The sequence below is a fragment of the Pseudomonas sp. GOM7 genome, from assembly GCF_026723825.1.
Classification (GTDB): Bacteria; Pseudomonadota; Gammaproteobacteria; order Pseudomonadales; family Pseudomonadaceae; genus Aquipseudomonas.
Genome location: NZ_CP113519.1, coordinates 2459474 through 2482706, shown reverse-complemented (window position 1 = coordinate 2482706; position 23233 = coordinate 2459474). Strand labels below are relative to the sequence as shown.

The following is a 23233-nucleotide window of genomic DNA, read 5'->3' as shown; positions in this document are numbered from 1 at the left end:
CCATGCAGCTCTCCGACATCAGCCAACATCTCGCCGCCCTAGGCGCCAAACCCCAGCATATCGGGCGCATCACCCGTGCCTGGCTGCAAGGCAAGCCGCTGGACACCGGCACCAAGCATCAGAAGACCGAGAACTTCCTGCCGCTGTCGGTGCGCCAGGGCCTGCCGGCGCTGGCCGCTGAGCTCGATGGCCTGGCCCGCCTGCGCTCCGAGCACCCCGGCGCCGATGGGTCGGCCCGCCTGCTGGTGGAACTGGCCGACAAGCAGATGGTGGAAAGCGTGCTGCTACCGCGCGACGGTCTGTGTATCTCCAGCCAGGTCGGCTGCGCCGTGGGCTGCGTGTTCTGCATGACCGGCAAGAGCGGCCTGCTGCGCCAGCTCAGCAGCGCCGAGATGGTCGCCCAGGTGGCCCTGGGGCGACGCTTTCGCCCGGTGAAGAAGGTGGTGTTCATGGGCATGGGCGAGCCGGCGCATAACCTCGACAACGTGCTGGAGGCCATCGACCTGCTCGGCACCGAGGGCGGCATCGGCCAGCGCAACCTGGTGTTCTCCACGGTGGGCGACCCGCGCGTGTTCGAGCGCCTGCCGCAGCAGCGCGTGCGCCCTGCCCTGGCCCTGTCGCTGCATACCACCGATGCCGAACTGCGCCAGCGCCTGCTGCCGAAGGCGCCGCGCATCGACCCCGAAGATCTGCTGGAGCTGGGCGAAGCCTATGCCCGGACCATCGATTACCCGATTCAGTACCAGTGGACGCTGCTCAAGGGCATCAATGACAGCCAGGAGGAGATGGACAACATCCTGCGCCTGTTCAAGGGCAAGTTCGCCGTGCTCAACCTGATCCCCTACAACAGCCTGGAAGCGGACGACTACCAGCGCCCGGACGGCGAGCGCATCGTCGAGATGGTGCGCTACTTGCACAGCCGTGGCGTACTGACCAAGGTGCGCAACTCGGCTGGCCAGGATGTCGATGGCGGCTGCGGACAATTGCGCGCCCGCGCCACCGAACTGATCAAGGTGCGTAATCTGGATCGCCAATCGCCGAGCCGATCTGCACTAACATGAGGCCTGGCGTTCCCTGAAGGAGTGCTCAATGCCCCACCGCCTCGCCCTACTCATCCTCGTAGCGCTGTGTCTGCCCATCACGGCCCAGGCCGGCATCCTGCGTGAAAAACTCGAAGAACGCCGCGAAGTACGCAGCGAACAGCAACTGCTGGTCGAGCTGCCGGCCGGCAGCCGCGTCCTCCACGATCAGCCTTACGGCACGCACCCAAGGCAGGTCTTCGACGTCTACCTACCACCCAACCCGCAAAGTGCGCCCATCCTGTTCATGGTGCACGGTGGGGGCTGGTACACCGGCGACAAGGCCCGCGACGCAGTGGTCGAGAACAAGACCCGGCACTGGCTGGGCAAGGGCTACATCCTGGTATCGAGCAACTATCGTCTGCTGCCGGAGGCCGATCCGCTGACCCAGGCCAGCGATGTGGCGCAGGCCGTGACGACCGTGCAGCGCCAGGCCCGAGGCTGGGGCGGCGATCCGGCACGACTGGCGCTGATAGGGCATTCCGCCGGCGCTCATCTGGTCGCCCTGCTGAACAGCGACCCGCAACTGGCACCTGGGGTTTCGCCTTCGTGGCTCGGCACCGTCGCCCTGGACAGCGCCGCCTTCGATGTACCGGCCGTCATGCAGGGGCGCCATCTGCCGCTCTACGACCGTGCCTTTGGCAAGGACAGCAGCTACTGGCAGAAAGCCTCGCCCCTGCATGTGCTGCGCAACGATGCGCACCCGCTGCTGGCAGTCTGCTCGACCCGGCGCCGCGACGCCTGCCCGCAGGCCGACGCCTATGCGGCCAAGGCACGCCAGCTCGGTGTGACGGTCAGCGTGGTGCGCGAGGATCGCTCCCATGGCGAGATCAACGCGGATCTGGGTGCAGACCCTGCCTATACGGCGCGGGTCGACAGCTTCCTGAGCTCGCTGGGCCTGCCTTGAAGCGCTCGGCCCTGACCGCTCAGGACATCAGGCTTTCCAACCCAGCCGCCAGCCTTTGTGCAAGGCGGCGTCGCCAGGCCGGGCTACGAGGATTGGCCAGCACCTCGTCCTCGTGGACGAAGCTGCGAATGATCGCGTTGTAGCCGAGCCAACGCAGGGGCTCGGGCTCCCAGCGGCGCAGATGGGAAATCGGGCTATCGTGCAGCACCCAGGGCTGACGCAGCAGTTCGCTGTCGCGCCCGAGAATCAGATCGGCCAGGGTACGCCCGCCCAGATTGCTGGCCCCGACACCCTCCCCGCCATAACCGCCGGACAAGGCGATGCGGTTGCGTGTGTCACGCAGCATATGCGGCTGGAAGCGCCGCGCCATGCCCAGATTGCCTCCCCAGGCATGGGTGAAACGCACCTTGCGCAACTGCGGAAAGAGTTCCCCCATCAGGTAACGGCGCAGGCTCTGCTCGTCATCGCTGAGGTTGAAGTCGCTGCGCAGGCGTCCGCCGAAGCGGTAGCCACCGCGCGCACCGAAGATCAGGCGGTCATCGCGGCTGCGCTGGCCATAGGTGACCTGGCGGCTGAACTCGCTGAAGGCCTGGCCGCGCTCCAGACCGATGCCGGCCCAGACATCCGCCGGCAGCGGCTCGGTGGCGACGATCAGGCTCTGCACTGGCAGTTGATGGTTGCCCAGCGGCGGCAAGGTAGCGGCGTAGCCCTCGACGGCCGGCACCACCCAGTCAGCGATGACCTGACCGTGCCTGGTACGCACCTGGCCAGGCTGCCAGTCGATCACCGGGCTGCGCTCGTAGATTTCCACGCCCATGCCTTCGACGCAGCGTGCCAGGCCACGTGCCAGCTTGGCCGGCTGGATAGTCGCGCAATGCGGGCTGTACAGGGCGCCATAGGCATTGGCCAGGCGCAGTTGCGCGGCCAGCTCGTTCGGCGCCAACCAGCGGTAGTCATCCTCACCGAGGCCCAGCGCACGCAGGTGCACGAGGTATTCACGCAGGCGCACCTCCTGCTCGGGGTAGCGCGCCGCGCAATACAGCACACCGCCCTTGCGCAGATCGCAGTCGATCCCCTCACGGGCTACCACCGAGGCCACTTCATCGGGAATGCCATGCAGCAGGTCGAAGGACGCCTTGCGCTCGACCGCTGGCAACTTGGCGAGCAGACGATCCTCGCCGAGCAGATTGCCCATCAGCCAGCCACCATTGCGCCCGGAAGCGCCGAAACCGGCAGTCTCGGCCTCCAGCATCACGATGCGCAGTTGCGGTGCCTGGCGCTTGAGGTAATAGGCTGTCCACAGTCCGGTATACCCGGCGCCGATGATCGCCACGTCAGCCTGTAAATCGGCCTGCAGGCTGGGCCGCGCCTGCAGCGGATCATCGAGCCGGTCCATCCACAGGCTTATGTTGCGCCAGGAATTCATTCACTCCTCCATCCAATGCCGGTGCAAGTCGCATTGCACCATGGTCTGGCGATGCCCTGCCAGGCGCGGGATGCAGGAAAGAGTTGCTTGGGAGTTGACGTCGCCATGCGTAAGCTCGGCTATGCTTTCAACAGCGAAGGAGAAAGGCTTATGAGTGATCAGGAGAAAGAGCCCCAACAACCACCGCTGAGCTTCTGGGAAATGCTGCACAGCGTGCTGGCCGCTGCCTTCGGCGTGCAGAGCGGCAAGAACCGCAGCCGCGATTTCAGCCGCGGCAAGCCCAGCCACTTCATCCTGCTCGGCGTGCTGTTCACCGGCGTATTCGTCCTGGTGCTGCTGGGCATCGTCAAGCTGATCATGCACCTGGCGGTGGGCTGATCACTCCAGCAACGGCTCGATGGAACAGCCAGGGGCGCGCATGCCGGCCTTGCCAAGCGCACTGAAACGCCTGAAGTCCAGCCCCATATCATTGCGGGCAAGACGGGCCTGCAAAGTTTGCGCGGCGTCTTCGTCGATCACACGCAACAGCCGGGCTACCTGATCCTTGCCGCCGCGCGCCGCGAAGTCCAGCCCCTTGGCGTGATCGTGAAGCATCACCATGGCGCAGGCACCGAGCAGGAAGTGGCCACTGAGCAGCACCTCGACACGCCCATCGATACGCGCCTGGAATACCCGCGCAGAATTGTTCAAAGTGGCGTAGCGAAGGGGTCTGCCCAGCTCGTTGGCAGCCCGCATGACGCCAAATGCCATGGCATCGTTGGCCGTCCAGACCAGCTCGACATCCGGATAGCGCGGCAGCAGGCTCGAGGCCTGCTGATAGGCCCGCTGCTCCTGCCATTCGCCATACACCGCCTGCACCAGGCGTACATGGGGCGCCTCATCCAACGCACGCTGCAGCCCGAGCAGACGCAGAGTGGCCGATGGCGTTTGCTTGACTCCGGAAAATGCCAGCATCTGCGTCGGCTTTCCCTGGCTCAGGGCAATCAACTCACGGCCCATCAGGTAGCCGGCCTCCTCGTCATTGGGAATCAGACTGCCCAGCCAGTTGCCATGACGTTCGCGGCTGCCGCCGATCAATGCCTGCTGCGCCGGGCCCAGGGTGCTGTGCAAGGCAAACAGGCGCACCTCGCTGTGCTCGAACAGGCGCAGAACCTGCGGGCCGAAAAATTGCTCGTTGGTGAAAATCAGATAATCGGGATGCTTGCCGTCCAACACCCGGCGCGCATTACCCAGCATGCGCTGGTTGTCGCGCTCGCCATAGAGCACGCGCAAGTCCATGCCCAGATCGTCGGCGGCGTCCTGCATGTAGCGCGAGTAATCGCTCCAGAACCGCTCGTCGCTGAATCCGGGATTCAGGAACACCACCGACAGGCCATCTTTCCCTGCCTGCACCAGCGTGCAGCACAGCATCAGCCCAATCCCTAGCCACCACCTGTTCACCATGCGCCTCCCATTTCGCGAGGCGCAGTATATCGGCAGAGACGACAGGATGGGACGACAGTACTTGTTACCATTCGCCGCAGACGCTGATAGTAGGCGCCCGAAGCGCCGTGCTATTGCCCGCTGACCCAGAAGATGGCGGTACCGACGACGATCAGGATCAGACAGAAGATGGCCCAGGCGTCGACGACGCTGTCGCTATGCTGAGTTTCACTGTGCTCGCTCATGGCTCCACCTGTTGTTATGTTCGTGGGGGACACAGTTGCAGTTAAGACCAGGCACGGCCAAGGCTCAAACCTTCTGGTTATGCTTCATCTCCGTCTTATTCCCCAAACCTAGGTTTATATATTCAAACATCACTTTTACGCATAAACCTGAGCTGGTATCGTGCCCCGGCTCCTCGGGGAGTGCGCGGCCGTGCGCGCTGATTGGCAGTAAGCAGCCTGAAAACAGGACCCTTCATGTACGTATATGACCAGTACGATCAACGGATCGTCGAGGATCGCGTCAAGCAGTTTCGCGATCAAACCCGCCGCTACCTCGCCGGAGAGCTGAGCGGCGAGGAATTCCGTCCGCTGCGCCTGCAAAATGGCCTCTATATCCAGCGTTATGCGCCCATGCTGCGCATCGCCGTGCCCTATGGCCTGCTCTCCTCGACGCAGGTGCGCATGCTGGCCAAGATCGCCCGCGACTACGACAAGGGCTACGCGCACATCAGTACCCGGCAGAACGTGCAGTTCAACTGGCCGGAGCTGGAAGACGTGCCGGAGATTCTCGCCGAGCTGGCCACCGTGCAGATGCACGCCATCCAGACCAGCGGCAACTGCATCCGCAACACCACCACCGACCAGTTCGCCGGTGTGGCCAAGGACGAGATTGTCGACCCGCGCCCCTGGTGCGAGATCATCCGTCAGTGGTCGACCTTCCATCCCGAGTTCTCGCACCTGCCACGCAAGTTCAAGATCGCCGTCAACGGCGCCGTCAGCGACCGCGCCGCCATCGAGGTACACGATATCGGCCTGGAAGCGGTGAAGAACGCCGCCGGCGAGCTGGGCTTCCGCGTTTCCGTCGGCGGCGGCCTGGGCCGTACTCCGATCGTCGGCAGCTTCATCAACGAATTCCTGCCCTGGCAGCACCTAATCAGTTATCTCGACGCCATCCTGCGCGTGTACAACCGCTATGGCCGTCGCGACAACAAGTACAAGGCGCGCATCAAGATCCTGGTCAAGGCACTGACCCCCGAGGTGTTCGCCGAGCGCGTGAACGCCGAGTGGGCGCACCTCAAGGACGGCCCGACCACCCTGACCGAGGCCGAAGTCGCCCGCGTCGCGGCCCATTTCGTCGACCCGAGCTATCTGTCTCTGCAGGATGAGGACGCCCTACTCGCCCAGCAGGACGCCGAACACCCGGGCTTCGCCCGCTGGCGCCAGCGCAATACCTTCGCTCACAAGAAGCCTGGCTACGTCGCCGTCACCCTGTCGCTCAAGCCCACCGGCGTGGCGCCTGGCGACGTCACCGACAAGCAACTGGATGCCATCGCCGAGCTGGCCGACCGTTACTCCTTCGGTGAAGTGCGCAACAGCCACAACCAGAACATCATCCTTGCCGACGTCGAGCAGCGTCAGCTCCTGACCCTCTGGGGCGAGCTGCGCGAGCAAGGTTTCGCCACGCCGAACGTGGGCCTGCTGACCGACATCATCTGCTGCCCGGGCGGCGACTTCTGCTCGCTGGCCAACGCCAAGTCGATCCCAGTGGCCGAAGCCATCCAGCGCCGCTTCGACGATCTCGACTATCTGTTCGACATCGGCGACATCGACCTGAACATCTCCGGCTGCATGAACGCCTGCGGCCACCACCACGTCGGCCATATCGGCATCCTCGGCGTGGACAAGAAAGGCCAGGAGTTCTATCAGGTCTCCCTCGGCGGCAGCGCCGGTCGCGAAGCCAGCCTGGCGCAGATTCTCGGCCCGTCCTTCGCCCAGGACGACATGCCGGACGTGGTCGACAAGATCATCAAGGTCTATGTCGAGCAACGCACCGAAGAAGAAAGCTTCCTCGATACCTACCGCCGCATCGGTATCGATCCGTTCAAGGAGCGCGTCTATGCAGCGAATCATTAAGAACGGTCAGGTGATCGACGAAACCTGGCACCTGCTGGCCAAGGACGTGACCCTGGACGCCATCCCCAACTGCGATGACATCATCGTGCCGTTGGCGCTGTGGGTCGAACACGCTCACGCCCTCAAGGCTCGCGATGGCGGTCTGGGCGTCTGGCTGGAGGCCGGCGACGAAATCGAGGAAATCGCCGATGACCTGGCACACTTCCAGGTCATCGCCCTGGAGTTCCCGAGCTTCACCGACGGCCGTCACTCCTCCACCGCCTACCTGCTGCGCACCCGCTATGGCTACACCGGCGAAGTGCGTGCCATCGGTGACGTGCTGCGTGATCAGTTGTTCGCCCTGCGCCGTGTCGGCTTCGATGCCTTCGCCCTGCGCGCGGACAAGGATCCCGTCGATGCCCTCAAGGCCTTCGAGGAGTACGAGGAGGTCTACCAGGCCTCGGCCGACCAGCCGCTGCCGCTGTTCCGCCGCCGCGCCTGAACCGCCAGCAGAAACGCAGAGGCCCCGCACATGCGGGGCCTCTGCGTTTCAGACAGGCGACTGGTCAGTCCAACCGTACCAGCACCCGGCCAACCATGCCGCCGGCCAGGATCTGCTCGATGGCAGCCGGCAGCTCCTGCAGCGTGATCTCCCGAGCCAGGGGGGCCAGATCCAGCTTCCATTGCAGCGACAGCTTGTCCCACATCGAGGCCTTGACCACCAACGGCAGCTCCACCGAATCCACCCCCAGCAGGTTGACGCCACGCAGGATGAAGGGCATCACCGATGCCTGGAAGCCGACACCTGCGGTCAGTCCGCAGCAAGCGACACTGCCGCCACGGCGCAACGACTTGACCACATTGAACAGAATATCGCCGCCGACCGTGTCCACCGCCGCTGCCCAGCGCTCCTTGAGCAGAGGCCGCTCGACGCCCTGTTGCAGCTCCTCACGGCTGACGATCTCGTCGGCGCCCAAGCTGCGCAGGAACTCGGCCTGATCCGCCTTGCCGGTGGCCGCTGCAACACGGTAGCCGAGCTTCTTCAGCAACATCACCGCCACGCTGCCCACACCGCCAGTAGCGCCGGTGACCAGCACCACGCCGTCTTGCGGTGCGACACCGGCGCACTCCAGCTTGTCCACGCACAGCGCCGCCGTGAGGCCGGCAGTGCCCAGCAGCATGGCTTCACGCAGCGACAAACCCTGCGGGCGTTTGATCGCCCAGGCCGCCGGCACGCGGATGTACTGACCGAAGCCACCGGCCGTATTCATGCCCAGGTCGTAGCCGGTGACGATCACCTCGTCGCCGACGGCGAATTCGCCAACGCTGGACGCCTCGACCACGCCAGCGGCATCGATGCCCGGCGTGTGCGGGTACTGCTTGGTGACGCCGCGATTGCCGCTGGCCGACAGGGCATCCTTGTAGTTGAGCGAGGAATAACGCACGCGAATCAGCAGCTCGCCATCCGCCAGGTCACTCAGGCGGCGCTGCACCACCTGCCGCTGAAAACCGCCGTCAGCCGCTTCACTGACCAGCAATGCCTTGAATTCACTCATCTCGGTCTCCTGTCATTGTCTTCGTTCAGCCTACCAGAAGCGCTGCTGCTGCAGGCGGCTCAGCCAGGTCAGCACGAAGCGATCGAGGGCCACGCTGGCAGCCAGCCCGACACGCTCCTGCAGGCTCTTCTTCTGGGCGAAATGCAGATGGAACAGCTCGGCCTGCGCGGCACGCTCGGCCAGATACTGGTCACTGGTCTTGAGCTCGTCCACCAGCAGGCGTTCCTGTGCCGCCATGCCCAACCAGACCTCGCCGGTGGCCACGGCATCGATATCGAGTTGCGGGCGATAGCGGGCGACGAAGCCCTTGAACAGCTCGTGGGTGGTCTCCAGATCCTCCTGGAACTTCTCGCGGCCCTTGTCGGTGTTCTCGCCGAAAACCGTCAGGGTGCGCTTGAACTCACCGGCCGTCAGCACCTCGAAATCGATATCGTGCTTCTTCAACAGTCTATGCACGTTGGGCAACTGTGCCACCACGCCGATGGAGCCTAGGATGGCAAAGGGCGCGGCGAGAATCTTCTGGCCGATGCAGGCCATCATGTAGCCGCCGCTGGCGGCCACCTTGTCGACACAGACCGTTAGAGGAATGCCGGCTTCGCGAATGCGCGCCAGTTGCGAGGAGGCCAGACCGTAGCCGTGCACCATGCCACCACCGCTTTCCAGGCGCAGCACCACTTCGTCCTCGGCCTTGGCCATCGACAGCAGCGCGGTGACCTCATGACGCAGATTGTCGGTGGCCGAGGCCTTGATGTCGCCATCGAAGTCCAGCACGAACACCCGCGGCTTGCTGCTGGGTGCCTTCTTCTCCTGCTTGGCCGCCTTGGCCTCGGCCTTGCGCAGCGCCTTCAGCTCGTCCTTGCGCAATACCGTCTGCTGCAGATGCTCGCGCAGGTCCTTGTAGAAATCGTTGAGCTTGTCCACCTGCAAGTGACCGCTGCCGCGCCGCCCCTTGCCGCGCAGGGCGGCGATGAACACCAGCACCACGACGATGGCTACCACGACGGTCAGGGTTTTCGCCAGAAAGCCGGCATATTCGCTTAGAAACTCCACAGATCCCCCTTTGCAAACGATTCTGGCGCGGCTGACCGGCAAGCGATGCGACGCCTTCGAGCGTTCAAGCATACCGACGCGACAGCGCATCGACCATGGGCTTGCACGCCCGACTAAAGTTTTCCACGAATTCAAACAAGCGTATGTTTATTCGTTGACAGGCTACCCGGCTTGCCCATAACCTCGCGAAACTTTCAACACGCCGGGACGAAGACGGACGTGGGCAGCATCTACCTGATTCGACATGGCCAGGCTTCATTCGGTGCCGATGACTACGACGTGCTGTCACCCACCGGCGTGCGCCAGGCCGAAGTGCTCGGGCAACACCTGGCCAAGCTCGGCGTTCGTCTCGATCGTTGCATCAGCGGCAGCCTGCGGCGTCAGCAGCACACCGCGCAAGCCGCCCTGCAGCACATCGAGCATGCTCCCGTTCTGGAAATCGACGATGCCTTCAACGAGTTCGACACCGACGCGGTGATCCGTAGCCTGGTGCCCGGCATTCTCGACGAACAGCCAGAAGCCCTCGACATCCTGCGCAACGGCGCCAACAACCGTGCCGAATTCCAGCGCCTGTTCGCCAAGCTGATCGAACGCTGGATCTCGGGCGAACATGACCGCCCCGATCTACAGAGCTGGCAGGCCTTCGTGGCGCAGGTCGAAGGCGGCCTGCAGCGCATACTCGAACGCGCAGACAGCAGGCAGAACATCGCCGTGTTCACTTCCGGTGGCACCATCACCGCCCTGCTGCGCCTGATCACCGAGGTGCCAGCGCGCAAGGCATTCGAGCTCAACTGGCAAATCGTCAACACCTCGCTCAGCCTGCTGAAGTTTCGCGGCCGCGAGGTGACACTGGCTTCCTTCAACAGCCATCTGCATTTACAGCTGCTGAAGGCACCGGAACTCATCACCTATCGATGAGCCCGGCCCATACGGCCTTAGCGCCGCGCGAAACCCATGATAAAGAAGGATAAGACCATGAGCGTTGCCGACATCGTCCAAAACATGCAATCGAAGTTCAACGCCAGCGCCGCTGCCGGCCTGGATCTGGTGTTCCAGTTCAATATCGAAGACGGCGACAACTACGCGCTGATCGTCAAGGATGGCACCTGCGCCATCGAGCAAGGCGACAACCCGAACGCCAATGTCACCCTGATCATGGACAGCGAAACCCTCAAGGGCATCACCACAGGTGAAACCGACGGCATGCAGGCCTTCATGGCCGGCAAGCTGCGCGCCGAAGGCGACATGATGCTGGCGATGAAGCTGGGCGAACTGTTCCCGGTCTGATTCGGCGGGCTGCTCGCACCCCATGAAAACCGGAGTCCTGGCACTCCGGTTTTTTATTGCCTGGCGGCACCCCTTCGGGCCGTCGCCGTCGCTGCGCGACGTTAAAAATTTCTCCTGAAATTTTTTATTGCCTGCCATCCCGAGGCTCTGTACGAAAAGTCATCGAGCGAAGGTCAGACAATACCGATGGCGGCCCCGCGAAGAACGCACTGGGCTCGCATTCGGGTTTACGTGCTGTACATGAGCATTCTGACGGGGGCGCCTAGCTCAGGCTGGCGTACCAGAGGGGGCAACGCAGCATCACCGATGCCGTACACAGCCTAAAATGACTGATCAGGCAGTTTGATTGCGAGGCAACACGCCCGCCTATGAAGGGGCGTATCGCTTGTGACGACCTGGGTGCAGCATTAGATTAGGAAATTATCTGGGGCACCCATCATCAATAGAAGGGATAGACATGGCGCTCACCGATCAATCCACCGATATCCGCAGCGGCGAAGAACTCGACAGCGCTGCCATCGACGCCTACCTCAAGACACAAATTCCCGGCCTGAGTGGCGAGGCCAGGATCAGCCAGTTTCCCGGTGGTGCCTCCAACCTCACCTACCTGATCGAGTACCCGCAACAGGAATTCGTGCTGCGCCGCCCGCCGTTCGGCCACAAGGCCAAGTCCGCCCATGACATGGGCCGCGAATACCGCATTCTCAACCAGCTCAACGCCGGCTTCCCCTACTGCCCCAAGGCCTATGTGCACTGCACCGACGAGTCGGTGATTGGCGCCGAGTTCTATGTCATGGAGCGCCTCAAGGGCATCATCCTGCGCGCCGACATGCCCGCCGAGCTGAACTTCACCCCGGAGCAGACCGAGGCACTGTGCAAGAGCTTCATCGACAAACTGGTGGAGCTGCACAACGTCGATTACGCCGCCTGCGGCCTGGGCGATCTGGGCAAGCCCGAGGGCTATGTGGAACGGCAGATCAGCGGCTGGAGTGACCGCTACCAGAAGGCCCTGACCCCCGACGCACCGACCTGGGAGCCGATCATGGCCTGGCTGCGCGAGAAGATGCCGGCTGATCACCACAAGCCGGGCATCGTGCACAACGACTACCGCTTCGACAACGTGATTCTCGACCCGGACAACCCGATGCAGATCATCGGCGTACTCGACTGGGAGATGACCACCATCGGCGATCCGCTGATGGATCTGGGCAATACCCTGGCCTATTGGATCGAAGCCGAAGACCCGGTGCCAGTGCAACTGATGCGCCGCCAGCCGAGCAATGCCCCCGGCATGCTCAGCCGCCAGCAGTTCGTCGACTACTACGCGGAAAAGGCCGGCATCGAGATCAACAACTTCGACTTCTACTACACCTACGGCCTGTTCCGCCTGGCCGGCATCGTCCAGCAGATTTACTACCGCTTCTTCCACGGCCAGACTCAGGACAAACGCTTCGCCCAGTTCGTCCAGATGAACAAACTGCTGGAGCGCATGTGTCTGCAGGTCATCGGCAAATCCACGCTCTAACCCTGGGAAAAACACAATGTCCAAGACCCAACTGTTCGATCTCGACGGCAAGATCGCCTTCGTTTCCGGCGCCAGCCGCGGCATCGGCGAGGCCATCGCCAAGCTGCTGGCCCAGCAAGGCGCTCACGTCATCGTCTCCAGCCGCAAGATCGAGGGCTGCCAGGCCGTGGCCGACGCCATCATCGCTGACGGCGGCAAGGCCACCGCCATCGCTTGTCACATCGGCGAGATGGAGCAGATCACCAGCGTCTTCGCGCAGATCCGCGAGCAGTTCGGGCGCCTCGACATCCTGGTCAACAACGCCGCCACCAACCCGCAGTTCTGCAACGTGCTGGACACCGACCTGGGCGCCTTCCAGAAGACCGTGGACGTGAACATCCGCGGCTACTACTTCATGTCCATCGAAGGCGGCAAGCTGATGAAGGAAAACGGCGGCGGCTCGATCATCAACGTCGCCTCCATCAATGGCGTCACGCCGGGCGAATTCCAGGGCATCTACTCGGTGACCAAGGCGGCGGTGATCAGCATGACCAAGGTCTTCGCCAAGGAGTGCGCGGCCTTCGGTATTCGCTGCAACGCCCTGCTGCCGGGCCTGACCGACACCAAGTTCGCCTCGGCGCTGACCAAGAACGACGCCATTCTCAAGATGGCCCTGCAGCGCATCCCACTCAAGCGCGTGGCCGCCCCCAGCGAGATGGCCGGCGCGGTGCTGTATCTGGCCAGCGAAGCGTCCAGCTACACCACCGGCATCGCCCTGAACGTGGACGGTGGTTTCCTTTCCTGAAGCCGGACGCCATACACGACAAAGGCACCTTACAGGTGCCTTTTTTCTAGGGTCTGTTGACGTTTCGCTCGCGGCCGCGACGGAGCCAGTTTTTGCGTGGAGCTAGGCGCGAGACGCGAAGTTTGGTCGCCCAAATGAGCCGTCGAGCAACGACGCACCACGCAAAAACTGGCCCGCCCCTTCGGGTTGCGCGGCAAATTGCGCCATGCGTCGTTGCGGGATTTGGCAAGGGAACGACCATTACCTGCATCCCGCGCCTAGCCTGGCGCAATTTGGCGCAGCAACGCGGTTCGCGCCGAAACGTCAACAGACCCTAGGGTGCGCCATGCGCACCGCAGGTTCAGCGGTTGCTATCGGTGCGCACAGCGCACCCTACTCTGCAACCAGGGTCATCAGATGGCCGCAAGCGGCCGCTACCAGTTCTTCAACGCCGCTTCGGCCGCCGGGTTCATCGGTTCGGCCAGCAAGCCGGTCGGCGTCAGCCTGACGCTATAGGTCGCGTCGGCAGCGATCGGCAGATAGGTCACACGCAGCGCCTGCGGCTCGAACAGGAACAGGTCGCGCTGATTCAGCCGCAACCAACGCCAGAGATCGATGCCATAGGGGCTCTGCGCCAGTTGTACGCGGCCATGCTGAGCCAGGGCCTGCTGTTCGATGGCGAGAAAACGCCCGGACAGGCGCTCCAGACGATACCCCGGCTGTAGGCCGATCAGCGCCGCGATGCCCTTCCAGCGGATCAGTCGCCCATCGAGCTGCCACATGTCCCCTTCCAACGTCACCTTGCGCTCTCGCCCCCCCTCCAACAGGGTGACGCTGTAGCGCTGTGGGCCATCGGCCTTGAAACTCAGGGTCACCAGAGGTTTGTCGTCCGGCAACGGCGAATAGGAGTACAGGTCGTAGGCCACCAGCCCCACCAGCGTCGCCAGTGCCAGGAACGCCAGCCCGCAGGTGCCGCGCAACCACCCCAGGAACCAGCCGCTGTTGAGCAGAATGCGCAGCGCCACCAGCAGCGCCAGCACTGCCAGCAAGGCAGTTGCCCAGGCCAAGCCGTTGTATTGCATCGGTCACGTTCCTTCTCTGGCAAAATCAGGGCATTATGCGCAGCTCTTTTCACGGCGAACAGCCAGCAGGCTGCGCATTCGCCCACAAGTCGACACTTTCCATGCCCTTCGCGCTCGAACTTGCCATCGATCCCAGTACCCTCGCCATTCTTGCCCTGGTGGCCTTCACGGCCGGCTTCATCGACGCCATCGCCGGTGGCGGCGGTCTACTGACCATCCCTGCGCTGCTCACCGCCGGCCTGCCACCCCACCTGGTGCTGGGCACCAACAAGCTCTGCGCCACCTTCGGCTCGGGCACGGCCGCCTTCACCTTCTACCGACGCAAGTTGTTCGACCCCAGCCAGTGGCGCAATGCCCTCTTGGCGACACTGATCGGCGCCCTGCTCGGTGCCGTGATCGCACACTGGCTGCCGGCCGAATGGCTCAACCAGATGCTGCCGGCAGTGGTTTTCGCCTGCGGCCTGTACCTGTTGTTCGGCCGCACGCCGGAAGCGCCCAGCGAGCAGAACCTGCCCATCGCCCGTGGCCGGCAATGGCCGCAAGGGCTGAGCCTGGGGCTTTACGATGGCGTCGCCGGGCCCGGCACTGGCGCGTTCTGGACGGTCAGCAGCCTGCTCATGTACCCGCTCGACCTGGTGCGCGCCAGCGGTGTGGCGCGTACCATGAACTTCGTCAGCAACGCGGCGGCATTGGTGGTATTCATCGCCTTTGGCCAGGTGGCCTGGGTGCTCGGCCTGAGCATGGGCGCGGCGCTGATGGTCGGCGCCTTCCTCGGCGCGCGCACGGCGATCAGGGGCGGCTCGAAGTTCATCCGCCCGGTATTCATTCTGGTGGTACTGGCGCTGACCGCACGCCTGGTCTGGCAGCACTGGGTCGGCTGACACGAATCCCGGATTGCATCCGGGCTACGCTCATTGCAGCAGTTGCGGCTCGGGCAGGCCCAGACGGCGCGCCACGTACAGATCGATCAGATGGCGGGCGATGGAGCGCGAGGCGGGCAACGGCGGCAGGTCATCCACCCGGAACCAGCGCGCGTCCTCGATCTCGTCTTCCTGCATGACGATCTCGCCACCGGCGTACTCGGCATGAAAGCCCAGCATCAGCGAATGCGGGAACGGCCAGCCCTGGCTGCCGATGTACTGCAGGTTGTGCACCTGCAAGCCCACTTCTTCGTGCACCTCGCGCGCCACGCAGTGCTCCACCGACTCACCCGGCTCGACGAAACCGGCCAGGGTGCTGTAGACGCCGGTAACGAAACGTGGCGAACGCGCCAGCAGGATTTCATCGCCACGGGTCACCAGCACGATCATGCTCGGCGACAGGCGCGGGTAATGCTGCGACTCGCAGGCCTCGCAGCGCATCGCCCACTCGCCCGGCACCTGTCGCGTGGCCGCACCGCAACTGCCACAGAAACGATGCTCACGCTGCCAGGTGCCGATCTGCGCGGCATAGGCCAGCATGCGGAAGGTCTCGACTTCACCATGCAACATGAACTGACGCAGGCTCTGCCAGGAACAGCCCGGCAGCTCTGCGGCAGAGTCGAGTTGCAACAGATAGACCGGCTGCTCGTCGAAATGCCCGATGCCTTGTTCGCTGAGGATCGGCAGCTCCTGGCGCTTGATCCAGTCACGCGGAAAGAGCACGCCGTTGCTATCGGCGAGAAAGTGCTGACGGTCGTACAGCAAGGCCCAGCCGCCTGGCTGGGTCGGATCGATATAGCGGTGCCGCCAGGCCATGTCAGGCCGCCACCGGCATGCCGAGCGCTCTGATGCTGTCCTCGGCCAGGTCGAGCACACTCGGCTGGGTCTCGGGGCGCAGCACGGCGCCCGCCTCGAGGTAGTACTCCAGGCTGCTCAAGGCATCGGCGAGGGTTTCCAGCATCTGCTCCGACGGCATCTGCGCAGCGTCGAGCATGCGTGTCTGGATGTACTCGGCGCAGGCGCCAACCAGCGCGGCGGCGCGCCGCTGCTCGAGGAACCAGAGACCACCGCGCACTGCCTGCAGGCTGAACGGCACGTTGGCCAGGTGCATCTTGTCACCAGCGGATTCGAGGTAGGCGGTGATTGCGCGCTTGGCCAGAGCCAGACCGGCCTGCGCCTCGCCGACCACGACGATGCGCGCCTCGTTGAGCTGGTGCAGGGCGAAGGATTCGGCATCGCTCAGCGCCGCACTCGGCACCGGCTGCGCGTCGCGCCGCGAACCGCTTTCCAGACTGGCCACCATGCCTTCGACATAGAGCACGGCATCGGCCAGCTTGTGCAATTGCTCCAGCGCCGGCGGCTCGCTGTCGTTCCACGCGGCCACCTGTGGGAGCTGGACGCTCAAGGCATTGCCGGCAGAGCTCAGGCCCACCATGCTCAAGGTCTTCGCCAGCTTGCCCAGCAGCGCATGCAGGGTACCCAGGGTATCCTCCTGCAAGGTGCCGCGCTCGAGCAGATCGAGCATGTCCTTGACGCTGGTCAGCTCCTCACGAATGGCCGTGGACAAGGAGCGCATCACCGCCTGCCCCGGCCCAGCCAGACGCTGGTATTCCTCTTCCAGCAGGTGGTCGGTGAATGGCAGTGGCGTGAGCCCGAACACCTCGCGCATGGCGCTGGCCAGCGGCCCATGGCTGTCAGCCAGGGCTACCAGATACAGCAGCTCCTTGAGCAGGCTGCGCGGCGCTTCGTAATGCGGGTTGCCGAGCATCAGTTTCAGTTCGCGATCCAGGCGCAGGAACAGTTGCTTGCGCGATTTGCGCGGCAGCAACTGGCCATCGGCCTGCGACTCGATGGCCGCAGCGCCGATCCAGCACATGCGCCCACGCGCCTCGCTGGCGAACAGGCTGTCCAGCCGCGCCATGGCGCGCACCATCAGCTTGAGGCTGGCCTGGGTGTTCTGTTCACGGACGAAGCCCAGCAATCCCAACTGATACATGTGTCGCAGGCGCCTGGCCTGCACCTGACGGGTGGCCTCATCGACCGCCGGCGCCGAGGATTGCGGGCGCGCCTGGTCGAGACGCAGGCTGAAGAAGAAACTTTCCGGCAACGGCGGCTGGCTACCGGCCTGACGCAGGTCGTTGATCGCCGGCAACAGCAGTTCGGGCATTTCCTGGCGGTGCACGTCGAGGCTCTCGAGGTAGCGACGTAGCACATGCAGGGCGTTGCTCAGCGCCGCCAGTTGTACGTCGCGCTCTTCACCGGCACCAGCCGGAATGTCGGTGGCCTGGTCGAGCACTTCCTGCGCCAGCAGCTCGGCACCGGCCAGCTCGATCAGGTTGAGCGTGCCGCGTACCTGTTGCAGGCTTTCCACCGCCTGTTGCAACAGGCTGCCGTTATGCCGCTCGACGATGAACTGCTCGAGACTGCGCTCGGCCTCTTCCATGGTGTTGAACAGTTCATCACGCACCAGGTTCAGGGATGTCGCTCCGCTCACCATACGCTGGGCACCTCGCAAGTTGCGCCGCACAAGGGTCTACATGGCATCAGTCTGCGAACTCCGGCTTCTGCTTGCTCATGTGCGCGGCAATGGCCAGACGCAGATCCTCGGATTGCAGCATGGCCGCATTCCAGGTAGCGATGTAGTCGAGCCCGTCATCGACCCGGTGGTCGCGCATGTAGCGAATCATCTGCTTGGTGCCGCGCAGGGCGATCGGCGACTTGCCGGCGATCTCGCCGGCAAGCTGCATGACACCCGCCAGCAGCGCCTCCTGGTTGTCATAGGTACGGTTGACCAGGCCGATACGAGCCGCCTCCTGGCCATCGATGCTGCGCCCGGTATAGGCCAGCTCGCGCATCATGCCGTCGCCAATGATCCGTGGCAGACGCTGCAGGGTGCCGACATCGGCGGCCATGCCCATGTCGATTTCCTTGATGGAAAACTGTGCATCGACGGTGGCGTAGCGCATGTCGCAGGCGCTGATCAGGTCGATGGCGCCACCCAGGCAATAGCCCTGGATAGCCGCCAGCACCGGCTTGCGGCACTGGTCGACGGCATTGAACGAGGCTTGCAGTTCGAGAATCTTGCGCCGCAGCGCGTCGGCGTTGCGCCCGACGTCCTTACCGAGCTGGGCGGCGACCGAGGCCAGCAGCATCAGATCGATGCCCGAGGAGAAATGCTTGCCAGCGCCGGAAAGCACCACCACACGCACGGCGTCGGTGTCGTCGACCCAGCGGAAGATCTCGATGATTTCCCGCCAGAAATCGGCGTTCATCGCATTGACCTTTTCCGGGCGATTGATCTGCACATGGGCGATCTTGTCCACGAGTTCGACGCGGAAGGCTTGATACTCGGGCATGACGGTCATCCTCAGCCGCTGACTTGGCAGCGCAGTCATTATTTTTGCGAACTAATAGCCGCGCAACTATAACAAGCACGCTGCAAAAGTCGATGCCGACACTGTGATGCACGCCTCGTCCAAGGGTTTAAAAACCACTTTGACTATGGCGATTAAGAGGTTGATCTGGCTGGATTCTTGCTCGGCGCGACAACGCCTCGCCTTACTCGACCAGGCAATCCACGCAATAGCGGTCGTCCTCCACTTGCAGGCCGTGGACATCGATATCGAAGCCCGGGAAGGCCTGGTCGAAAGTCCGTGCAAAGCTCAGGTAGTCGAGAATCGAGCGCGTCGCCGCAGTGAAACGCTCGCCCGGCATGATCAGCGGAATGCCCGGCGGATAGGGCACCAGCATCACTGCTGCGATGCGCCCTTCGAGGCGCTCCACCGGCACCGCCTCCACCTCGCCGCGTACCAGACGGTCATAGGCATCGGCCGGCTTGATCGCCACCTCGGGCAAGGCCGTGTACATGGTCTTCAGCGCCCTGGCGGTGGCGTTATCGCGATAACAGCCGTGCAACGCATCGCACAGATCGCGCAGGCCCATGCCCTGATAGCGGCTTGCACCGGCCTGAGCGATGGAAGGCAGCACCTGCGCCAGGGGCAAGTTGGCGTCGTAGCTGCGCTTGAATTCCAGCAGCTCGGTCAGCAAGGTGCTCCACTTGCCCTTGGTGATGCCCATGGAGAACAGCACGAGGAAGGAGTACAGGCCGGTCTTTTCCACCACCAGCCCGCGCTCCCAGAGAAACTTGCTGACCACAGCCGCCGGGATACCCTGCTGCTCCAGGCGGCCAGCGGCATTGAGCCCCGGCATCACCAGGGTTACCTTGATCGGGTCGAGCAGGACGTAGTCCTCGGCCACCTCGCCGAAACCGTGCCAGTCGGCGTCGGGCTCGAGCAGCCAATCGGCGGTGGCCACCCCTTCGCTACCCTCGCCCAGGGTCGGCTGCCAGATGCTGAACCACCAGTCGTCCGCCGCCAGGTTGCGCCGCACGTTGGCCAGGGCGCGGCGGAAACTCAGCGCCTCGTCGAAGGTTTCCTGGATCAGCGAGCGCCCCGCCGGGCCTTCCATCATCGCCGAGGCCACGTCCAGCGAGGCGATGATGCCGTACTGCGGCGAGGTGGAAATGTGCATCATGAAGGCTTCGTTGAAGCGGTCGCGATCCAGTTGCCGCTGCCCGCCGTCCTGCACGTGGATCATCGAGGCCTGGCTGAAGGCGGCCAGCAGCTTGTGGGTCGAATGGGTGCTGAACACCAGCGGCGTCTGCTCGCCGCCTTCGGTGCCCATGCCGTAACGCCCGGCATAGAACTCGTGGAAGGCCGCGTAGGCGTACCAGGCCTCGTCGAAATGCAGCACCTCGACGCTGTCGCCCAGGGTGCGCTTGATCAGTTCGGCGTTGTAGCACAGGCCGTCATAGGTGGAGTTGGTCACCACCGCCAGCTTGACCTTGGGCGCACGCCCCCGTGCCAGCGGGCTGGCATCGATCTTGGCCTGGATCGATTCCTTGCTGAATTCGCAGAGCGGGATCGGCCCGATGATGCCCAGCTCGTTGCGCTCCGGCGTCAGGTACAACGGGATGGCGCCGGTCATGATGATCGAGTGCAGGATCGACTTGTGGCAGTTGCGATCCACCAGCACCAGGTCGTCACGGCCGACCATCGAATGCCAGACGATCTTGTTCGCCGTGGAGGTGCCGTTGATCACGAAGAAGGTGTGATCGGCGCCGAAGTTGCGCGCCGCGCGGGCCTCGGCTTCGGCCAGCGGGCCGGTGTGATCGAGCAGCGAGCCCAGCTCTGGCACCGACACGGAAAGATCCGAGCGCAGGGTGTTCTCGCCGAAGAACTGGTGGAAGGCCTGGCCCACCGGGCTCTTGCGGTAGGCCACGCCACCGCCGTGCCCCGGCGTGTGCCAGGAGTAGTTGGACTGCGCGGTATGCTGCACCAGGGCCTTGAAGAATGGTGGCAGCAGGCCTTCGAGGTAATTGTGCGCAGCGCGCGCCACCTGCCGGGCGAGAAAGGACACGGTGTCTTCGTAGAGATAGAGAATGCCGCGCAGGCTGTTCAGATCGGCCATGGCTTCGGCCGGCGCATTCTCGATGGTCACCTGCTCGCCGAGGGCGAAGATCGGCAACTGCGGCGCGCGCACCCGCGCCACGCGAATCAGCTCGACCATGTCCTGCAGCAGCCGACTGTTCTCCCCAGCGCCTTCGCCAGCGACCAGGATGCAGGCCAGCCCATGGTGGGTCGAGGCGACGATACGCCCCTCGGTGGAGCTGGCCGTGGGCAGGATGCTGAAACCGTCGAGCTCCAGCTCGTGAGCGATGGCGCGCACCCGATCACCGGCCACGGTATCGGCCTTGATGTCGCGATGGACGATGAGAATGGGGAACTTGAGGTCTTTGTACATGCTGACATCCTGAGCGGTGGCAGGCCGGGCCTGCCTATCGACTCAGGTTAGAGGCTCCCCCGAACGGGCGGAACCCCCCTGGGCATCAGGCTGTAAGAAAAGGTCGCAATGAAGCAGCTACAAGCGGCAAGCTTCAAGTAAGAGCAAACGCCCTCTTGCAGCTTGTCGCTTGAGGCTTGCAGCTCAGGACTCCTCCAACTGCGCCCACAGCGCCGGACCGCCGGCGGATTTTTCGATGGCGGCCAGGCGGGCGGCGTGTGCGGCCAGTTCCTCGGCGCTGGCGCGGATCACTCGTGTACGGGCGCGGCTCGGGTCGAGGCGGCGGATCGGTGTGGCCTGCTGACGCCCGCTGCCGTCGCCATCGCCCTCTTCACCGGCCAGCGACAGATGGGTTTGCCCACCAGTCATCGCCAGGTAGACGTCGGCGAGGATCTCCGAGTCGAGCAAGGCGCCGTGCAGTTCGCGGTTGGAGTTGTCGACGCCATAGCGCTTGCACAGCGCATCGAGGCTGTTGCGCTGGCCCGGATGGCGCTCGCGCGCCAGCATCAGGGTGTCGAGCACGCTGCAGTAGTCGCTGACGTCGGCGCGCTCGCTCTGCCCCAGCAGGGCGAATTCGTTGTTGATGAAGCCAACGTCGAACGCCGCGTTGTGAATGATCAACTGCGCGCCCTTGATGAATTCGTAGAACTCATCGGCCACATCCTTGAAACGCGGCTTGTCGGCAACGTACTCGTTGGTGATGCCGTGAACCGCGATCGCGCCCTCGTCGATCTCGCGATCCGGGTTCAGGTAGACATGAAAATGCCGGCCGGTCAGACGCCTGCCCAGCACCTCCACACAGCCGATCTCGATGATGCGGTGGCCGTCGGTCACCGGCATACCGGTGGTTTCGGTATCCAGCACGACCCGTCTGATGACGCCGTTTTCTGTACTCACGCTCACACTCTCTCTTGAAACTCGGGGGCCGCTGCCGACGGCGGCATGTTACCGCAGCCGCACAAGCGCCCCTAATGACTCACTGCCCACGAACCTCATCGACGCCACGGTTGGCCAACTGATCGGCCCGCTCGTTACCAGGATGACCGGTATGGCCACGTACCCACTGCCAGCTCACCTGATGACGGTTGACCTCTTCATCGAGCTTGCGCCAGAGGTCGGCATTCTTCACTGGCTCTTTCGCGGCCGTCTTCCAACCGCGCTTCTTCCAGTTCGGCAACCACTCCTGAATACCTTTCATCACATATTGCGAATCGGTGACCAGCTTGACCTTGCAGGGGCGGGTCAGGGCGACCAGCCCGGCGATGGCCCCCATCAGTTCCATGCGGTTGTTGGTGGTACTGGGGTCACCGCCCCACAACTCCTTCTCCGCCCCCTTGTAGACCAGCAACGCGCCCCAGCCGCCTGGGCCGGGATTGCCCTTGCAGGCACCATCGGTGTAGATCACCACTTCATCGGTTTCAGACATTCACAGGCTCTGTTGGAAATTGCTCGGCTGGGGGGCACCCTGTCAGTGCTCGACGTCGCGCCGACTGAGCTTGGCCACCGGCAGCGGCAGCAGCTTGCCCATGGGCTCGCGGCGCACCTGTGGCAAGGGGCGTAATCCCACCACCAGCTTGCGCGCCACCAGCAGGTAGAAACCCGCCCCCGGCAGTTGCCAGGCCTCCCCCCAACGCTCCAGTCGCCGCAGGCGCATTTGCCAGGCGAGCGACGCAAGCGGCGGACGATAGCATCCGAAGCGGCGTTTCTCCAACGCGAAGCCCAGCAAGGACAGCCAGTCGCCAACCCGGTTGGGGGCGATACAACGTGCCTGGCGCAAGCCGTCGCGGGCAAACAGCCGGCGCGCGCCCCAAATGCTCCTGGGATGGATGCCAAGGATCAGCAGATGCCCGCCAGGCCGCACGCTGCGCGCGGCCTCGCGCAGCAGGCCATGGGGTGACAGGCTGAAATCCAGGCCATGCTGCAGTACCACCACATCGGCGGCATGCTCTCCCAACGGCCAGGCTTGTTCCTCGCAGACGATCTGCACACCCGGCATGGGCGCACCCAGGCGCACATTGTGCTGAATCTGCCTGGCATGGGGCGGGCCTTCGGCGCCCGGGCCGTAACTCACCAGATAACCGCCGAAGAAACGCGCCAGCTCTTCGTCCAGCAAGCGTCGCTCTTCTTCCAGCAGCAATTGGCCAAGCGGCCCGGCCAGCCACTGACGGGCCTCGCCGATGAGTTTCAGCCACTCGGGGTCGGCCTGGGCGAATGCCTGATCGCTCATCACGACTCCTCCCTAAAGGTTGCCGGCGGCA

The 23233-nt window shown here is 63.9% G+C and carries 22 protein-coding genes; 10 read left to right on the top strand and 12 right to left on the bottom strand.

The annotated features are described in order from the left end of the window. Window positions 1-2: 2 nt before the first annotated feature. Together OU800_RS11325 and OU800_RS11320 are read left to right on the top strand one after the other, a co-directional pair. On the top strand, window positions 3-1061 hold the full coding sequence (locus OU800_RS11325) for an RNA methyltransferase (protein ID WP_268183842.1): 1059 nt from the start codon (window positions 3-5) through the stop codon (window positions 1059-1061). A 28-nt stretch (window positions 1062-1089) separates the two neighbouring features. Next, window positions 1090-1986 carry an alpha/beta hydrolase gene (locus OU800_RS11320; protein ID WP_268183839.1) on the top strand — a complete coding sequence of 299 codons (897 nt, stop codon included), beginning with the start codon at window positions 1090-1092 and terminating at the stop codon, window positions 1984-1986. 19 nt (window positions 1987-2005) lie between these two features. On the opposite strand, the gene OU800_RS11315 is transcribed toward OU800_RS11320, so the two are convergent. Continuing rightward, window positions 2006-3412: an NAD(P)/FAD-dependent oxidoreductase gene (locus OU800_RS11315; RefSeq protein WP_268183837.1), complete on the bottom strand. Its 1407-nt coding sequence runs from the start codon at window positions 3410-3412 to the stop codon at window positions 2006-2008. A 150-nt stretch (window positions 3413-3562) separates the two neighbouring features. On the opposite strand from OU800_RS11315, the gene OU800_RS11310 reads away from it, so the two are divergent. Further along, window positions 3563-3790, top strand: coding sequence for a DUF2970 domain-containing protein (locus tag OU800_RS11310; RefSeq protein WP_268183834.1), 228 nt, complete (start codon window positions 3563-3565; stop codon window positions 3788-3790). Here OU800_RS11310 and OU800_RS11305 read toward each other — a convergent pair whose 3' ends face one another. Next, the gene (locus OU800_RS11305; RefSeq protein WP_268183833.1) at window positions 3791-4822 is read right to left on the bottom strand and encodes an ABC transporter substrate-binding protein; all 1032 of its coding nucleotides are present in this window, start codon (window positions 4820-4822) and stop codon (window positions 3791-3793) included. A gap of 491 nt (window positions 4823-5313) precedes the next feature. On the opposite strand from OU800_RS11305, the gene OU800_RS11300 reads away from it, so the two are divergent. Both OU800_RS11300 and OU800_RS11295 read left to right on the top strand, forming a co-directional pair. Next, window positions 5314-6972 carry a nitrite/sulfite reductase gene (locus OU800_RS11300; RefSeq protein ID WP_268183831.1) on the top strand — a complete coding sequence of 553 codons (1659 nt, stop codon included), beginning with the start codon at window positions 5314-5316 and terminating at the stop codon, window positions 6970-6972. Further along, on the top strand, window positions 6956-7453 hold the full coding sequence (locus OU800_RS11295) for a DUF934 domain-containing protein (protein WP_268183829.1): 498 nt from the start codon (window positions 6956-6958) through the stop codon (window positions 7451-7453). Before OU800_RS11300 ends, OU800_RS11295 begins: the two co-directional genes overlap by 17 nt. A 64-nt stretch (window positions 7454-7517) precedes the next feature. Here OU800_RS11295 and OU800_RS11290 read toward each other — a convergent pair whose 3' ends face one another. Together OU800_RS11290 and sohB are read right to left on the bottom strand one after the other, a co-directional pair. Further along, window positions 7518-8507 carry a YhdH/YhfP family quinone oxidoreductase gene (locus tag OU800_RS11290; RefSeq protein WP_268183826.1) on the bottom strand — a complete coding sequence of 330 codons (990 nt, stop codon included), beginning with the start codon at window positions 8505-8507 and terminating at the stop codon, window positions 7518-7520. A 30-nt stretch (window positions 8508-8537) separates the two neighbouring features. After that, window positions 8538-9557, bottom strand: a complete 1020-nt coding sequence (gene sohB / locus OU800_RS11285; RefSeq protein ID WP_268183824.1) for a protease SohB — start codon at window positions 9555-9557, stop codon at window positions 8538-8540. 219 nt (window positions 9558-9776) lie between these two features. On the opposite strand from sohB, the gene OU800_RS11280 reads away from it, so the two are divergent. The 4 genes from OU800_RS11280 (at window position 9777) to OU800_RS11265 (ending at window position 13153) form a co-directional block, all read left to right on the top strand. After that, window positions 9777-10475 (top strand): histidine phosphatase family protein, encoded by a 699-nt coding sequence (locus OU800_RS11280; protein ID WP_268183823.1) that lies wholly within the window; start codon window positions 9777-9779, stop codon window positions 10473-10475. 57 nt (window positions 10476-10532) lie between these two features. After that, the gene (locus OU800_RS11275; RefSeq protein ID WP_268183822.1) at window positions 10533-10844 is read left to right on the top strand and encodes an SCP2 sterol-binding domain-containing protein; all 312 of its coding nucleotides are present in this window, start codon (window positions 10533-10535) and stop codon (window positions 10842-10844) included. 457 nt (window positions 10845-11301) lie between these two features. Then, complete coding sequence (locus tag OU800_RS11270) at window positions 11302-12369, top strand: phosphotransferase family protein (RefSeq protein ID WP_268183821.1); 1068 nt, start codon at window positions 11302-11304, stop codon at window positions 12367-12369. 16 nt (window positions 12370-12385) lie between these two features. Continuing rightward, a complete protein-coding gene (locus OU800_RS11265; protein ID WP_268183819.1) occupies window positions 12386-13153 on the top strand; it encodes an SDR family oxidoreductase in 768 nt (255 codons plus the stop codon). 413 nt (window positions 13154-13566) lie between these two features. On the opposite strand, the gene OU800_RS11260 is transcribed toward OU800_RS11265, so the two are convergent. Further along, the gene (locus OU800_RS11260) at window positions 13567-14214 is read right to left on the bottom strand and encodes a hypothetical protein (protein ID WP_268183818.1); all 648 of its coding nucleotides are present in this window, start codon (window positions 14212-14214) and stop codon (window positions 13567-13569) included. A gap of 101 nt (window positions 14215-14315) precedes the next feature. On the opposite strand from OU800_RS11260, the gene OU800_RS11255 reads away from it, so the two are divergent. Further along, window positions 14316-15095, top strand: coding sequence for a TSUP family transporter (locus OU800_RS11255; RefSeq protein ID WP_268183817.1), 780 nt, complete (start codon window positions 14316-14318; stop codon window positions 15093-15095). A gap of 30 nt (window positions 15096-15125) precedes the next feature. Here the strand turns inward: OU800_RS11255 and nudC are convergent, their stop codons facing one another. The 7 genes from nudC to OU800_RS11220 all read right to left on the bottom strand — a co-directional run bounded on the left by nudC (window position 15126) and on the right by OU800_RS11220 (window position 23202). Continuing rightward, complete coding sequence (nudC, locus tag OU800_RS11250; protein ID WP_268183815.1) at window positions 15126-15950, bottom strand: NAD(+) diphosphatase; 825 nt, start codon at window positions 15948-15950, stop codon at window positions 15126-15128. Between the two features lies 1 nt (window position 15951). Beyond that, window positions 15952-17631 carry a ferrous iron transporter B gene (locus OU800_RS11245; protein ID WP_268183813.1) on the bottom strand — a complete coding sequence of 560 codons (1680 nt, stop codon included), beginning with the start codon at window positions 17629-17631 and terminating at the stop codon, window positions 15952-15954. 46 nt (window positions 17632-17677) lie between these two features. After that, the gene (locus tag OU800_RS11240) at window positions 17678-18490 is read right to left on the bottom strand and encodes a crotonase/enoyl-CoA hydratase family protein (protein WP_268183812.1); all 813 of its coding nucleotides are present in this window, start codon (window positions 18488-18490) and stop codon (window positions 17678-17680) included. 202 nt (window positions 18491-18692) lie between these two features. After that, a complete protein-coding gene (locus OU800_RS11235) occupies window positions 18693-20936 on the bottom strand; it encodes an Orn/Lys/Arg decarboxylase N-terminal domain-containing protein (protein WP_268183810.1) in 2244 nt (747 codons plus the stop codon). A 183-nt stretch (window positions 20937-21119) separates the two neighbouring features. After that, window positions 21120-21851: a DNA polymerase III subunit epsilon gene (dnaQ, locus tag OU800_RS11230; protein WP_268184287.1), complete on the bottom strand. Its 732-nt coding sequence runs from the start codon at window positions 21849-21851 to the stop codon at window positions 21120-21122. 100 nt (window positions 21852-21951) lie between these two features. Further along, window positions 21952-22401 (bottom strand): ribonuclease HI, encoded by a 450-nt coding sequence (gene rnhA, locus OU800_RS11225; protein ID WP_268183808.1) that lies wholly within the window; start codon window positions 22399-22401, stop codon window positions 21952-21954. A 42-nt stretch (window positions 22402-22443) separates the two neighbouring features. Beyond that, the gene (locus OU800_RS11220) at window positions 22444-23202 is read right to left on the bottom strand and encodes a class I SAM-dependent methyltransferase (protein WP_268183805.1); all 759 of its coding nucleotides are present in this window, start codon (window positions 23200-23202) and stop codon (window positions 22444-22446) included. Window positions 23203-23233 lie beyond the last annotated feature (31 nt).